Here is a 15146-nt window from a genome sequence, read left to right as displayed (position 1 = left end):
CCCAGGCGGGTGCCGCAGTGCCAGACTATGTCTGTGATCCCAGACAGTCCGGATGCCCGCATCCGCCGCCCGCAGGTGCCGGCCGCAGACCAGACGCTGCGCATTCTGCAGCACCTCGCCCGGCGCCCCGCGCCGATCGCGGCGACAGCGCTGGCGCGTGAGCTGGCGATCCCGCGCTCCACGATCTATCACCTCCTTGCCACCCTCGAGCAGCACGGCTTCGTGGTGCACCTCCCGCAGGAGCGCCGCTGGGGGCTGGGCACCAGTGCGTTCGAGCTCGCCGGAGGCTATGCCAGGCAGGAGCCGCTGGCACGGCTCGGCAGGCCGATCCTCGCCGCTCTCGCAGACCGCGTGGGCGAGAGCGCGCATCTGGCGGTGATGAGCGGGCGCGACGTGCTCTACATCGTCGAGGAGCGCGCCGCTCGGCGTCCCGCCCTGGTGACCGACGTCGGGGTGCGGCTGCCTGCGCATCTGACGGCCACCGGCCGCGCGATGCTGGCGGCGCTGCCCGCCGCTCAGGTGCGGGCGCTGTATCCGGATGCCGCGGCATTCACCGATCGGACGGGCCGCGGACCTGTCCGGCCCTCCGAGCTGCGCGAGGTGCTGCGCCAGGTACGGCAAGCAGGAGTGGCCACGGAAGACGGAGAGGTGACCCCGGGTTTCCGATCTGTGGCCGCGGCCGTGCACGACCACGCCGACTGGCCGATCGCGGCGGTAGCCGTGACGTGGGAGGACCGGCAGGAGGCACCTGAGGCCGCCGAGGTGCTGCACGCCGCCGGCACGCTGCAGACCAGGCTCGGCTACGACCGTCGATGAACGACGAAGGGCGCCGTGGGCTGCCAGATGCAGCATCCACGACGCCCTCGACGATCGGGACTCAGCCCGACGCGCCCTTGCGCGGTTTGATGAAGGACTCCGGTTCGCGCTTGGCGCGCTTCTCGGCTCTCTTCTCCTTGAGCGAGAGCTGGGGTGCCTTCTTCCCGGCTCGTGATTGCGGTGTCTTTCCAGACATGGACTCGCTTCCCCTCTTTCGGCTGGCGGGTTCGGTAACCACCGACCATAGCCCGCCCCCAGGGGAAGTCAAATCATGCACCGTTAACGCAAAAGAGCCACCCGACTATGGGTGGCTCTTTCACAGAAGAAGTCCGGCGGTGTCCTACTCTCCCACAGGGTCCCCCCTGCAGTACCATCGGCGCTGTGAGGCTTAGCTTCCGGGTTCGGAATGTGACCGGGCGTTTCCCTCACGCTATGGCCGCCGTAACACTATTGACATGTTCATCGGCAACATCACTCGCGTGGAGTGTGTTGTTTGGTTCCGACCGTACGTCGAGAACCACAAAGTGGACGCGTTCATCTCGCAGAAGAGGTGTTATCAAGTCATCGGCTTATTAGTACCAGTCAGCTGCACACGTTGCCGTGCTTCCACATCTGGCCTATCAACCCAGTCGTCTGGCTGGGAGCCTCTCACCCCGAGGGGTATGGAAGTCTCATCTTGAGGCCGGCTTCCCGCTTAGATGCTTTCAGCGGTTATCCATCCCGAACGTAGCTAACCAGCGGTGCTCCTGGCGGAACAACTGGCACACCAGAGGTTCGTCCAACCCGGTCCTCTCGTACTAGGGTCAGATCCTCTCAAACTTCCTACGCGCGCAGCGGATAGGGACCGAACTGTCTCACGACGTTCTAAACCCAGCTCGCGTACCGCTTTAATGGGCGAACAGCCCAACCCTTGGGACCTACTCCAGCCCCAGGATGCGACGAGCCGACATCGAGGTGCCAAACCATGCCGTCGATATGGACTCTTGGGCAAGATCAGCCTGTTATCCCCGAGGTACCTTTTATCCGTTGAGCGACAGCGCTTCCACAAGCCACTGCCGGATCACTAGTCCCGACTTTCGTCCCTGCTCGACCTGTCAGTCTCACAGTCAAGCTCCCTTGTGCACTTACACTCGCCACCTGATTGCCAACCAGGTTGAGGGAACCTTTGGGCGCCTCCGTTACTTTTTGGGAGGCAACCGCCCCAGTTAAACTACCCACCAGGCACTGTCCCTGAACCGGATCACGGTTCGAAGTTAGATATCCAATATGACCAGAGTGGTATTTCAACAATGACTCCACCGTAACTGGCGTCACGGCTTCACAGTCTCCCACCTATCCTACACAAGCCACACCGAACACCAATACCAAGCTGTAGTAAAGGTCACGGGGTCTTTCCGTCCTGCTGCGCGTAACGAGCATCTTTACTCGTAGTGCAATTTCGCCGAGTTCGCGGTTGAGACAGTTGGGAAGTCGTTACGCCATTCGTGCAGGTCGGAACTTACCCGACAAGGAATTTCGCTACCTTAGGATGGTTATAGTTACCACCGCCGTTTACTGGGGCTTAAATTCTCAGCTTCGCCTTGCGGCTAACCGGTCCTCTTAACCTTCCAGCACCGGGCAGGCGTCAGTCCGTATACATCGACTTGCGTCTTCGCACGGACCTGTGTTTTTAGTAAACAGTCGCTACCCACTAGTCTCTGCGGCCACCACGCCCTTTTCGGAGTGAATCCGTATAAGCGGGTGGCCCCCCTTCTCCCGAAGTTACGGGGGCATTTTGCCGAGTTCCTTAACCACGATTCTCTCGATCTCCTTGGTATTCTCTACCTGACCACCTGAGTCGGTTTGGGGTACGGGCGGCTTGAACCTCGCGTCGATGCTTTTCTCGGCAGCATAGGATCACCCACTTTTTATCCGCATCGTGTCTCAGCCTGTATGAGTCACGGATTTGCCTATGACTCGGCCTACGCACTTGCACCAGGACAACCATCGCCTGGCTTGGGCTACCTTCCTGCGTCACACCTGTTAATACGCTAGCCGCACCAGCATAGGGTCGTGTGCTCCACCGGACGGTGAACCCCGAAGGGTTCGATGTCCGGCTTTGGACACTTAGCATTACTGGATTGACTGGGGCGGTTCTTCGCCGGTACGGGAATATCAACCCGTTGTCCATCGACTACGCCTGTCGGCCTCGCCTTAGGTCCCGACTTACCCAGGGAAGATTAGCTTGACCCTGGAACCCTTGGTCTTCCGGAGGACGTGTTTCTCACACGTCTTTCGCTACTCATGCCTGCATTCTCACTCGTGTGGCGTCCACGGCTGGTTTCCACCGCCGCTTCACTCGCCACACGACGCTCTCCTACCCATCAACACGGCTGGACCACGAAGGCCTACCAAAAATGTCAATGCCACAACTTCGGTGGCGTGCTTGAGCCCCGTTACATTGTCGGCGCGGAATCACTTGACCAGTGAGCTATTACGCACTCTTTCAAGGGTGGCTGCTTCTAAGCCAACCTCCTGGTTGTCTAAGCAACTCCACATCCTTTTCCACTTAGCACGCGCTTTGGGACCTTAGATGGTGGTCTGGGTTGTTTCCCTCTCGACTATGAAGCTTATCCCCCACAGTCTCACTGCTGCGCTCTCACTTACCGGCATTCGGAGTTTGGCTGACGTCAGTAACCTGGTGAGGCCCATCGGCCATCCAGTAGCTCTACCTCCGGCAAGAAACACGCAACGCTGCACCTAAATGCATTTCGGAGAGAACCAGCTATCACGAAGTTTGATTGGCCTTTCACCCCTATCCACAGCTCATCCCCTCAGTTTTCAACCTAAGTGGGTTCGGTCCTCCACACGCTCTTACACGTGCTTCAACCTGGCCATGGATAGATCACTTCGCTTCGGGTCTAGAACATGCGACTAAAAACGCCCTATTCAGACTCGCTTTCGCTACGGCTACCCCACACGGGTTAACCTCGCCACATATCACTAACTCGCAGGCTCATTCTTCAAAAGGCACGCTGTCACCCCTGCTAAGGAGGCTCCAACGGTTTGTAAGCAAACGGTTTCAGGTACTATTTCACTCCCCTCCCGGGGTACTTTTCACCTTTCCCTCACGGTACTTGTCCGCTATCGGTCATCTGGGAGTATTTAGGCTTATCAGGTGGTCCTGACAGATTCACACGGGATTTCTCGGGCCCCGTGCTACTTGGGATACTCTTCACGCTGCGCACAACATTTCGACTACGGGGCTGGCACCCACTATGGCCCGCCTTTCAAGACGGTTCGTCTATATCGTCACATCACGTCGAACACTCGGCAGAATGTTCAAAAGAGTCCCGCAACCCCGGGCATGCAACGCCTGCCGGCTATCACACACACCCGGTTTAGCCTCATCCGCTTTCGCTCGCCACTACTCACGGAATCACTGTTGTTTTCTCTTCCTGTGGGTACTGAGATGTTTCACTTCCCCACGTTCCCTCTACCCGCCCTATATATTCAGGCGGGAGTCACCAGGTCGCACAAACGCCTGGCGGGGTTTCCCCATTCGGACACCCTCGGATCAAAACTCGCTTATCAGTTCCCCGAGGCTTATCGCAGATTGCTACGTCCTTCTTCGGCTCCAGATGCCAAGGCATCCACCGTTTGCTCTTAAAGACTTGAAATCACATGAGATAGGTCAGACCCAGGAAAAGGCCTGACCCGGTTTTCTTTAAGATGCTCGCGTCCACTGTGTAGTTCTCAAAGTACGGGCGGTCCCTTTCTCCCCCTGCCAACCGGCAACAGAAGTAAGGGCCACGAGGAGTCGGTTCGACCAAACGGCCGGCCCGGTCCCTCAGGACCCAACAGCGTGCAGCCGCCCCGCTCCCCGACCCCACCGTTCCAGATCCCGAAAGACCGTACTAAGCAAAGCCAGCTGCGCTGACGGCATGTCAAATGTTCCACCCATGAGCTCCGGTCACACACATTCGGTGTGAATCCGGCTCTGTCAGAACCGAAGTCCTGCAGTGCTCCTTAGAAAGGAGGTGATCCAGCCGCACCTTCCGGTACGGCTACCTTGTTACGACTTAGTCCTAATTACCGATCCCACCTTCGACAGCTCCCTCCCACAAGGGGTTAGGCCACCGGCTTCAGGTGTTACCGACTTTCATGACTTGACGGGCGGTGTGTACAAGACCCGGGAACGTATTCACCGCAGCGTTGCTGATCTGCGATTACTAGCGACTCCGACTTCATGAGGTCGAGTTGCAGACCTCAATCCGAACTGGGACCGGCTTTTTGGGATTCGCTCCACCTTACGGTATCGCAGCCCATTGTACCGGCCATTGTAGCATGCGTGAAGCCCAAGACATAAGGGGCATGATGATTTGACGTCATCCCCACCTTCCTCCGAGTTGACCCCGGCAGTATCCCATGAGTTCCCACCATTACGTGCTGGCAACATAGAACGAGGGTTGCGCTCGTTGCGGGACTTAACCCAACATCTCACGACACGAGCTGACGACAACCATGCACCACCTGTTCACGAGTGTCCAAAGAGTTGACCATTTCTGGCCCGTTCTCGTGTATGTCAAGCCTTGGTAAGGTTCTTCGCGTTGCATCGAATTAATCCGCATGCTCCGCCGCTTGTGCGGGTCCCCGTCAATTCCTTTGAGTTTTAGCCTTGCGGCCGTACTCCCCAGGCGGGGAACTTAATGCGTTAGCTGCGTCACGGAATCCGTGGAAAGGACCCCACAACTAGTTCCCAACGTTTACGGGGTGGACTACCAGGGTATCTAAGCCTGTTTGCTCCCCACCCTTTCGCTCCTCAGCGTCAGTTACGGCCCAGAGATCTGCCTTCGCCATCGGTGTTCCTCCTGATATCTGCGCATTCCACCGCTACACCAGGAATTCCAATCTCCCCTACCGCACTCTAGTCTGCCCGTACCCACTGCAAGCCCGAGGTTGAGCCTCGGGATTTCACAGCAGACGCGACAGACCGCCTACGAGCTCTTTACGCCCAATAATTCCGGATAACGCTTGCACCCTACGTATTACCGCGGCTGCTGGCACGTAGTTAGCCGGTGCTTTTTCTGCAGGTACCGTCACTCTCGCTTCTTCCCTGCTAAAAGAGGTTTACAACCCGAAGGCCGTCATCCCTCACGCGGCGTTGCTGCATCAGGCTTCCGCCCATTGTGCAATATTCCCCACTGCTGCCTCCCGTAGGAGTCTGGGCCGTGTCTCAGTCCCAGTGTGGCCGGTCACCCTCTCAGGCCGGCTACCCGTCGACGCCTTGGTGAGCCATTACCTCACCAACAAGCTGATAGGCCGCGAGCCCATCCCCAACCGAAAAATCTTTCCACCCGCACACCATGCGGTGACGGGACATATCCAGTATTAGACGCCGTTTCCAGCGCTTATCCCAGAGTCAGGGGCAGGTTGCTCACGTGTTACTCACCCGTTCGCCACTAATCCACCCAGCAAGCTGGGCTTCATCGTTCGACTTGCATGTGTTAAGCACGCCGCCAGCGTTCATCCTGAGCCAGGATCAAACTCTCCGTAAAAAAGAAATGCATACACAATCGGGAAAACGACCATGCAGCGAGTTTGAAACTGACCAAAAGAGACGAACATCATTGCTGACATTCATATAAATTGATCCAAAGGAATTCTCAACCAACCCCCACAAGGGTTGGACGAGGATAATTTGGCATTTGACAAGTGCACGCTGTTGAGTTCTCAAGGATCGGACGCACCCGCACACCCACCCCAACAGGGCGAGAAGCGCAGGGCAACTTCACAATCTTATCCATCCCGGCCCGACTGTCAAACCGACACGCCGAGAGGACCAGGACCAGATCCGCGCCTCGCTTCCGAGGCAACTTCTCCAGCCTAACCCATCCGACCAGACTGTCAAATCGACAACCCCGACAGGGATGACCACACTCCCCGGGCCAAAGACCCGCACCAGAAACCGAAGCTCCCAGCAGTGGAGGTGGGTGGTTCGCTACTTGGAGGGGAGCCAGGCCCTTCAGGCCTTCCGCTCAACCGCTTGGGGCGAACAAGTAATAAGTTACGCCCATCCCCCACACCCCGCAAATCACCACCACACCCCGGGCGTGTCGCACCCCCACACCCACCACCCGAAAACCCCCACCACCAGGACAACACCCCGAGCCGCAGGCATCCGTCCAGCCGATGGCGGCGGCTGCGACAGCGGCATGTCGCCACCTGAGCGGCTGGAGAAACGACAGAACCCCCGCACCTCAGTGCGGGGGTTCTGTCACGGTGTGGACCTAAGGGGATTCGAACCCCTGACCTCCTCGATGCGAACGAGGCGCGCTACCAACTGCGCCATAGGCCCGTGAACACAGTTCAGGTTATCACGCGCTCAGCCGGCTGCTCGACGTGCGAGCAGCTGACGCACGTGAGCCTCGATCTCCGCGTCGTCCACGACACCCATCCGCGCATACGGCGATGCCTCGACTGCGGCCGGCGCGACGGGCAGTGCGGTGGGTGCGGGCGGGGCGAGTTCCTCAGCGCGGCGGCGGAGCTCGGCACGGCGGGCGGCCCGCTCGCGCTCGGCGCGAGCGTCGATCTCGGCCTGTGCGGTCTGCGCGCGGGACCCGGCGACCGTCACCATCTGCTGCGGCAGCGGACGCGGCGTCCACACGGCGGGCCCCTGATCGTGCAGCGGCGGCGACACCCGCTCCGCGACGGGTGCGACGGTGGGCCGCTCGAGGCGCCGCGCACCGCGCGCGGCGACATTAGCCATGCGAACCAGTGCTGCGGTTCCGAGGGCGGCGAGGGCCGCTCCCCCGGCGGCGAGCATCCACCCTCCGGTCGCGAAGATCTGCCAGACGCCGAGTCCGAGCATCACCAGCGCGGTGACGACGGATGCCGTTGCGGCCAGCCGCGTGCGGCGGCGAGCCCGCGCCCGACGCACCGCGGGATCACGGCGCGTCGCGGCGAGTTCGGCGCGAAGTCGCTCGAGCTCGGCGTTCTCCTTCTCGGCCTGCAGGCGCTTGGCCAGCCGCTGCTGGGCGAGAGCCGTGCGCGCCGTCAGCTCGAGGCGCACCTCATCGGGAGTCTCGCTGGTCTCGGCCAGAACACGCAGCGCCTGGTTGAGGCGCACCGCGTTGCGCTCGGCGGCGTAGTACTGGTGTCGACCGCGCCAGCTGGGCACGAAATAGAGCACCCAGAGCAGCACGGCGACGACGACGATCACGCCTCCACTCAGCACCGGCCCATCCATGCTCACCACGGTAGCGCCCGGCCGAGCCAAGACCCGATCAATCCCGCGCGTGTGTCGCGCCCGTCAGCTCTGCACCTCGTCGTGCGGGGGCAGCGCCGCAGCCACGGGCACGTCGCCGTTCACCCAGCGGGACAGCACTCCGCGGGGCACCTCCTCCTGCGTGAGGGCGAAGGCGTGGTGGTCGCGCCAGTCCCCGTCGATGTGGATGTAGCGCCGACGCAGCCCCTCGTAGCGGAAGCCGAGCTTCTGCACGACTCTCAGACTCGCCCGGTTCTCGGGACGGATGCAGATCTCCACCCGGTGCAGGCCGAGCTGGTCGAACGCGGCATCCGTGGCCATCGCGACCGCTGTCGGGGTGATGCCCTTGCCGGCGAAGCGCTCGCTGACCCAGTACCCGATGGTCGCCGAGGCGAGCGAACCGCGGGCGACACCCCAGATGTTGAGCTGCCCGGCCACCTGGCCTTCGTACTCCATCACGAACGGGTAGCCGGCGCCGTCGCGGTGCTGCTGCAGCAGCCTGCGGATGGTCGCCCGCATGTCGAAGCCGGCGGTGCCACCCGGGATCGTCGCCTCCCAGGGCTGCAGCCAGGAGCGGTTCTCAAGCAGTTCGCGCTGCAGCACCCTCGCATCGCGGGGCTTCACCAGACGCAGGGTCACGGGCCCGTAGCGCATCACGGGCAGGATGTCGTTCGACATCGTCGTCCTCCGGTCAGAGACCGGCCGCGAACTGCTTGAGCCACGGCCGCAGCTCCTCGCCGAGGTCGTCACGATCCGCGGCGAGCTGCACGATCGCCTTGATGTAGTCGGCGCGATCGCCCGTGTCGTAGCGGCGTCCGCCGAAGACGACACCGACGACACCGGGGCCGTCCGCATCGGCGGCCAGCTCCTGCAGCGCATCGGTCAGCTGGATCTCGCCGCCCTTGCCCGGCTCGGTGCGCTCGAGGATGTCGAAGATGGCCGGCGGCAGCACGTATCGACCGATCACCGCAAGGTTCGAGGGTGCGTCCTCGGCAGAGGGCTTCTCGACGAGGGCATCCACCCGCACGACCCCGTCGCTCTCCGTCGGGGCGGCGTCGGCCGCGCCGTACAGATGAATCTGGGCGGGGTCGACCTCCATCAGCGCGATGACCGCTGCACCGGTGCGCTCATGAGTCGCGATCATCTGCGTCAGCAGCGAGTCGCGCTCGTCGATCAGATCGTCGCCCAGCAGCACGGCGAACGAGCTGTCGCCGATGTGGGTCCGCGCACGCAGCACCGCGTGCCCGAGCCCCTTCGGCTCGCCCTGGCGCACGAAATGGATGTCTGCCAGATCGCTCGACTTCATCACCCGCTCGAGGCGGCCGTGGTCGCCCTTCTCCTGCAGGCGGACCTCCAGTTCGGGCACCGAGTCGAAGTGGTCGGAGATCGCGTTCTTGTTGCGGCCGATGATCACGAGGATGTCGTGGATGCCGGCGGCGACCGCCTCCTCCACCACGTACTGAATGGCCGGCTTGTCGACGACCGGGAGCATCTCCTTGGGCATCGCCTTGGTAGCCGGCAGGAACCGGGTTCCCAGGCCCGCGGCGGGAATCACCGCCTTCATGGTGCGCATGCGGTTCAGCATAGTGGCGGGTATCCTCCGTCGATCGTGGATGGCCGATCGACCCCCGTATGATCGGGGCATGCGGAGCGAAGCAGAACAGCAGAAACGTGCGCTGCGCGCCGAACTGCGTGAACGCCGTCAGATCCTGTCGCAGGCGCAGCGCGACGAGGCGGCCGTCGGTCTCGCGGCCCAGCTGGATGCGCTGCTCACCGCGCAGGGCGCGCGATCGGTGTCGTGCTTTCTCTCCACCACCACGGAGCCGGGGACCCTGCCTTTCGTCCAGGCGGCGGTGCGACGAGGCATCCGGGTGCTGCTTCCGATCAGCCGTGCCGACGGGCTGCTCGACTGGGCCGTCGCCGACGACTCCGACGCGGTCGCCGAGGGGCTGTTCGGCCTACCCGAGCCGACCGGCGAGGTGCTGGGGCCGATCGCCGTGAACGATGTGGACCTGATGCTGATCCCCGCCGCCGCCGTCGATCGCGACGGCACGCGACTGGGGTGGGGACGCGGGTACTTCGACAAGACCCTCGGCTCGATGGAGCGCCGCCCGCCCGTGTACGCGGTGATCTATGATTCCGAGGTACTCGATTCGCTGCCGCGCGAAGTGCACGACCAGCCGGTCGATGGCATCGTCACCCCGACGCAGACCATCACCCTGTCGCCCGCGCGGAACTGACAGGAGCATCCCATGCCCACCTACGCCTACGCGTGCACGGCCTGCGACCACCGCTTCGACGCCGTGCAGTCCTTCTCCGAGGACTCGCTCACCCTCTGCCCGGAGTGCGGCGGAGCGCTTCGCAAGCAGTACGGGTCGGTCGGAGTGACTTTCAACGGCTCCGGCTTCTATCGCACCGACTCGCGCGGAAATGCGGGTGCTCCGGCATCCGGATCGGCATCATCGAAGGCGGAGAAGTCGACGGCCGCCGCCCCGGCGCCCGCGGCGACGCCGGCCTCGAGCTGAGGTCCCCATTATGAGAGGGAAGCCGATGATCCAGGGATTCAAGGAATTCATCACCAAGGGCAACGTCATCGACCTCGCCGTGGCGGTCGTGATCGGCACGGCGTTCACCGCCATCGTGAACGCGGTCGTGTCGAGCATCATCAATCCGCTCGTCGCGATGGTCTTCAAGGCGGACGAGGCCGGCAAGTTCGGCTTCACCGTCCGCAACATCTACAACGACCCGGTGACCTTCCCGGTCGGAGAGCTGATCTCCGCCGTGATCACCTTCTTCGCCGTGGCCGTGGTGGTGTACTTCGTGTTCGTCGTCCCGATGAACACGTACAAGGAGCGCAAGGCCGCGAAGAACCCGGCCGTCGACGAGGAGACCCTGCCGACCGAGCAGGAGCTGCTCATCGAGATCCGCGACCTGCTGCGTCGCGACGCCGGCACCCGCTGATCGTCCGGAACGCGAGAACGGCCCGCCTCCTCGGAGGCGGGCCGTTCTCGCATGCCGCAGCAGATGCTCGGTGCGGCAGCGGGAGCGCTGCGGCGCGGCAGCGCTCAGTAATGCGGCGGGACCTCGCGCAGCATCCGCTCATCGTTCGGTCCGCGCTCGCCCTCAGCGGGTGCGGAGCGCTCGGCCCTCTCATGCGGTTCTGAGGTCGTGCCCTCCACGCGGGTCAGCTTCGCGCGGCGCGATCCGGCGACGCGCACGATCCGTTGACGCTCGTCATCCATCGATGTCGAAGGGCTGTGTGTCGTTCTCGGCCCGCACGGCGTGCTCGTCGATCCCGAGCACGGTGGCGATGCGCCGGGCGACGGTGGCGGGATCGCTGTAGAGATCGAACGCGTGCACTCGCACGTAGTGCCAGCCCAGGCGGCGCAGCACCTGCGGGCGCAGCCGTACGCTCTCGCGCAGCGACTCCCCGCGCATCTCCGCGTCGGATTCGATGACGACAGCGCGCCCATCGTGCTGCGCGACCAGCGGAAGCAGGCCCCGGTAGTCGACATCGACCGAGGCGCCGAGCCGCCTCAGCTCACGGGCCAGGGCGAGGGTCAGCGGATCGGCGAGATCTTCGAGACGCGCATCGCGGCCGCGAGCGGCGAGGCCGCCGAGGATCGACATCAGTGTCGAGGCGCCGTGCTCCAGTCGTCCTTCATCGAAGGCCGACGGCCGGATGCACGACACGATGACCATCGAGCGGCGCGCCCTGGTCATCCCGACGGTGAGCAGTCGCTCGCCGTCCTGCTGCGAGAGATCCCCGAAGTCGCTGAGCACACGGCCGTGCTTGGTCAGGCCGAAGCCGAGCGAGAAGATGACGCGGTCGCGACTCTCCGCCACCGACTCCTCGAGTGTGAGCACCGCGAACGGCTCGGCGGTGTCGCGGCTGACGAAGTCGGCCACATCGGAGCGGCCGGCGAAGGCGGATGCGACGGCTGCGCGCACCCGTTCCGCGTGCCTGCGGCTGGCCGTGATCACCATGAGCGATTCGGTCGGGCGGTGGATGGCGTGCTCGACGGCGAGGGTCACGACGCGGGCCACCTCGGCATCCGGACTCTCGACCGCGCCCGAATCGGGATCGGGCGTGCCCACTCCGCCCTCGACGTAGTCGACGGTGAGGCTGCCGCGGCCGAGGTACGACCCGGCCCAGGGAAGCGACACGATCTCTCCGCCGTAGAAGGCGTCATTGATGAGTTCGGCGAGATCCTCTCCCCCGGCTCGATAACTGCGGGTGAGCGTCATCACGGGGAAGAGCTCGGCGAGACGCTCGAAGACCGACACGTCGTCGAAGTCGACCTCGGGCTCCCACTCCGCGTCGGGCAGGGTGGCGACGGTGAACGGCGTGGGTCGCTGGGTCACCGGGTCGCCGAAGGCGACGATCTGACGTGCACGGCGGATCGCCGGCGCGGTCTCGGCGAGGTTCACGGCTGCGGCATCCACGAGCAGCACGGCGTCGAACTCGACCGACTCGGGGATCAGCGGCACCTCGTACGGTGAAGCGATCCACACCGGCGCCAGCACGCGTGTGAGATCGGGGGCAGCCGAGACGATCTCGGCGGTCGTCGCCTCGCCCGTCTTCAGCGCCCGGCGCAGATGGGCGGCCTGGTCGGGCTCATCGACGATCGCGATGCGCCACTGGCTGGCCAGGTTCCATGCCAGCAGGGGGCCGGCCATCGCCGTGTGCGCCTCGTCGACGAGCCGGAAGTCGCGCTCGAGACGATCGACCACCGCGGTGTTGGCGCCGAGAAGCGACCGGTCGTCCTGCAGAGCGCGCTCGAGAAGCGACTGCCACCAGGCGAATTCGAGCTCGGCGGAGACCCGCTCCTCCGGCACGTGCCGCACGGACAGGTCGGAGAGCAGCGGACGCAGGCCGAGGCCCGCGAGCGCGTCGCGGATCTGCGTGCGCTCGACGAGATTGTCGAACACGGCCGAGCGCGCGGCGAGGCCCGAGAGCGTGCGCACGAGACGGGCGACCGGGAGCGAGCTGAGCGGCTCGCGACGGCCCAGGGCGCGATCGAGGTCGGCCAGCTCGGCGGAGACCCGCTGCCACGCGACGTGCACGTCCGAGAGCCCCAGCGGCACCTGCGGCGCCACGCCCGCCTCGACATAGCGCTGCCACTGCGTGCGCTGCTGCTGGATGCGCAGCAGCGCCTCGTGCATCTCCGAGACGTGCGCACCGGGGCGGACGTACTCGCGAGCGAGCTTCTTGAGCCGGCGCCGGTTGGCGGACGACATGCCAGGCGCGTCACGGCGCGAGCCGTGCGCCTGGATCAGCTCGCCGAGGGGTCGTTCGAAGACGGTCGGGCTGAAGCGATCGAGTGAGTCCCGGATGCCCTGCAGCAGCCGCACGTACTCGCCGAGCTCGTCGATCGTGCCGAACGGGCGCATGCTCGTCTGCGCGATCAGCTCGTATCCGCGCTCGAGGAGCGACGGCACGGCCGAGCCGTGCAGCCGTCCCGCGAGCTCGTGAGCCTGCTGAGCGGCTTCCGCGCTGTCGAAGCTGACGCCGTACCAGGGTGAGTCGTCCGGTCCGAAGCGGAACTCGCCGAGCTTGGCCGCGCGAGTGAGCGCCTGCGCGGCGTCGCTGCGGTCTCCGGCGAGCTTCTCGAGCGTGTCGATCGAGAGGCGGGCTCCGGTCGACGGTGGGACGGGGAGGGCTGCGAGCCGAGCGAGCTCTCTGGTCGCGTCGAGGACGGATGCACCGGTGCGCCCCACCGGCTCGCCGAGCGCTCCCCGGTAGTCGCGGAGCACGGTGCGCAGGCGCACCAGCGCCTCGTCGAGCTCGGCCGCCTTGGGCTGGGTGGCCTTCTCGCTGCGGGCGATCGCGGTGATGAGGTCGCGACGCGCGCGGGCGGGTGAGACGGCGAGCGCGTCGAGGCCCACGCCGGCGAGGCGATGGCGGACGCCGTCGAGCGTCGATCGGCGGGCGGACACGACGAGGACGCGCCGGCCCGAGCGCACGAATCCGCCCAGCGCATTGATGACGGTCTGCGTGCCTCCCGTGCCAGGCAGCGTCGAGACGACGAGGGAATGCCCCGCGGCGATGCGCGCGAGCACCTCCTCCTGCTCGGAGTCGGCGTCGAGCAGCAGGCTCTCCGAAGCCGGGGCGCGATCGTCCGGTCCCGCCGCGGCGGGCAGTTCGCGCGGCGCGGTGACCTGCTCACGGTCGCCCACGTGCCCGGCGAGCGCATTGAGCACGGGATGGTCGAGATCGACCATGTCGCGCACCATCGCATCGGCGACATCGGCGAATGTCGACACGACCAGACGCGGGTTCACGGCGAACGTGTCGATCGAGCGGGTCAGAGCACGCAGCTGATCGATCACCGGCTGCGGCTTGAATATCCCCCCGTCGTAGGCGAGGGATGCGAGGCCGGCCGGGTCCAGGTCGAGCCCGAAGTGCTCGCGTGCGACGCGCACGAGTTCCGGGTTCACCTCGAATCGTCCGTGCAGCTTCAGCTCGAAATCGGCGTGGTGGCGCCGGATCGCGAGGGGGCGCAGCAGCACGGGGGCGGCGAACTGCGCACCGCCGATGCGCCACCGGGCGATTCCGACCGCGAGGCGCACGGCGTCGATGCCGCGCACCGTGCGCAGCTCGGTGTTGCGCGCGGTGATGCGCTCGGCTGCCATCCGCGCGGTGCGCAGCCCCACCTCGTCGCGGAACAGGTTCGACAGGAGGGTGGAGCGGCCGGTGATGAACTGCGGCAGGCTGCCGGGGTGGGCACGGGAGATGTCGATGACGGATTCCGGAGCATCGACGAAGCTGATCAGCGGCGAGGCGCCGCCCAGATCGGCAGCCTGGGCACGCAGACTGGTGCGACGCTCCTCCGCCGCGTGTGCGATGCCGACGCCGCTCGAGGCGTCGCTGAGATCACCGAGCGTCACCGCGACCGGCTGGGTCGCGCGCTCAGCATCCTTCGCCTCTCGTCGCCACACACGGCAAGCCTAGGCGCGACCGGCGCGACGGGCGGTATTCCCGGCCGTTTCGCGACGATTCCGCGTGCCTGCGCGCGTCTTCCTGCACAGGTGGGCTCTCGACGTGGATCGTCCACAGTATCCGCGATCGCGGCCCGATCGC

The 15146-nt window shown here is 64.7% G+C and carries 10 protein-coding genes, 1 tRNA gene and 3 rRNA genes; 4 read left to right on the top strand and 10 right to left on the bottom strand.

What is annotated here, in order from left to right; translation table 11 throughout:
- The first annotated feature begins 27 nt into the window (after window positions 1-27).
- On the top strand, window positions 28-816 hold the full coding sequence (locus PGB26_RS07825; RefSeq protein WP_271637081.1) for an IclR family transcriptional regulator: 789 nt from the start codon (window positions 28-30) through the stop codon (window positions 814-816).
- A gap of 61 nt (window positions 817-877) precedes the next feature.
- Here PGB26_RS07825 and PGB26_RS07820 read toward each other — a convergent pair whose 3' ends face one another.
- The 8 genes from PGB26_RS07820 to galU form a co-directional block, all read right to left on the bottom strand.
- Window positions 878-1012 (bottom strand): hypothetical protein, encoded by a 135-nt coding sequence (locus PGB26_RS07820; protein WP_271637080.1) that lies wholly within the window; start codon window positions 1010-1012, stop codon window positions 878-880.
- A 131-nt stretch (window positions 1013-1143) separates the two neighbouring features.
- Window positions 1144-1260, bottom strand: a 5S ribosomal RNA gene (gene rrf / locus PGB26_RS07815).
- A gap of 108 nt (window positions 1261-1368) precedes the next feature.
- Window positions 1369-4475: ribosomal RNA gene (locus PGB26_RS07810) — 23S ribosomal RNA — on the bottom strand.
- 353 nt (window positions 4476-4828) lie between these two features.
- Window positions 4829-6353: ribosomal RNA gene (locus tag PGB26_RS07805) — 16S ribosomal RNA — on the bottom strand.
- The 16S, 23S and 5S rRNA genes sit together here, the layout of an rRNA operon.
- Window positions 6354-7080: 727 nt before the next feature.
- Window positions 7081-7153 (bottom strand) — tRNA-Ala (locus PGB26_RS07800).
- 27 nt (window positions 7154-7180) lie between these two features.
- On the bottom strand, window positions 7181-8044 hold the full coding sequence (locus PGB26_RS07795; protein WP_271637079.1) for a hypothetical protein: 864 nt from the start codon (window positions 8042-8044) through the stop codon (window positions 7181-7183).
- 63 nt (window positions 8045-8107) lie between these two features.
- Window positions 8108-8716 carry a GNAT family N-acetyltransferase gene (locus PGB26_RS07790; protein WP_442923019.1) on the bottom strand — a complete coding sequence of 203 codons (609 nt, stop codon included), beginning with the start codon at window positions 8714-8716 and terminating at the stop codon, window positions 8108-8110.
- A 37-nt stretch (window positions 8717-8753) separates the two neighbouring features.
- Window positions 8754-9626, bottom strand: coding sequence for a UTP--glucose-1-phosphate uridylyltransferase GalU (galU, locus tag PGB26_RS07785; protein WP_271639618.1), 873 nt, complete (start codon window positions 9624-9626; stop codon window positions 8754-8756).
- A 79-nt stretch (window positions 9627-9705) separates the two neighbouring features.
- Between galU and PGB26_RS07780 the strand changes: the two genes are divergently transcribed.
- The 3 genes from PGB26_RS07780 to mscL are packed head-to-tail and all read left to right on the top strand — an operon-like array spanning window position 9706 to window position 11023.
- The gene (locus PGB26_RS07780) at window positions 9706-10302 is read left to right on the top strand and encodes a 5-formyltetrahydrofolate cyclo-ligase (protein WP_271637077.1); all 597 of its coding nucleotides are present in this window, start codon (window positions 9706-9708) and stop codon (window positions 10300-10302) included.
- A 12-nt stretch (window positions 10303-10314) separates the two neighbouring features.
- On the top strand, window positions 10315-10587 hold the full coding sequence (locus tag PGB26_RS07775) for an FmdB family zinc ribbon protein (RefSeq protein ID WP_271637076.1): 273 nt from the start codon (window positions 10315-10317) through the stop codon (window positions 10585-10587).
- 25 nt (window positions 10588-10612) lie between these two features.
- Entirely contained in the window at window positions 10613-11023 is a 411-nt protein-coding gene (gene mscL, locus PGB26_RS07770) for a large conductance mechanosensitive channel protein MscL (protein WP_271637075.1), read from the top strand.
- A 104-nt stretch (window positions 11024-11127) separates the two neighbouring features.
- On the opposite strand, the gene PGB26_RS07765 is transcribed toward mscL, so the two are convergent.
- Both PGB26_RS07765 and PGB26_RS07760 read right to left on the bottom strand, forming a co-directional pair.
- Window positions 11128-11304, bottom strand: coding sequence for a hypothetical protein (locus PGB26_RS07765; RefSeq protein WP_271637074.1), 177 nt, complete (start codon window positions 11302-11304; stop codon window positions 11128-11130).
- Window positions 11297-15004, bottom strand: a complete 3708-nt coding sequence (locus PGB26_RS07760; protein WP_442922974.1) for an AAA family ATPase — start codon at window positions 15002-15004, stop codon at window positions 11297-11299. Before PGB26_RS07760 ends, PGB26_RS07765 begins: the two co-directional genes overlap by 8 nt.
- Window positions 15005-15146: the final 142 nt, after the last annotated feature.

Origin of the sequence: Microbacterium sp. nov. GSS16 (genome assembly GCF_028198145.1) — a bacterium.
Classification (GTDB): domain Bacteria; phylum Actinomycetota; class Actinomycetes; order Actinomycetales; family Microbacteriaceae; genus Microbacterium.
This window is presented reverse-complemented; position numbering and strand designations above follow the sequence as displayed.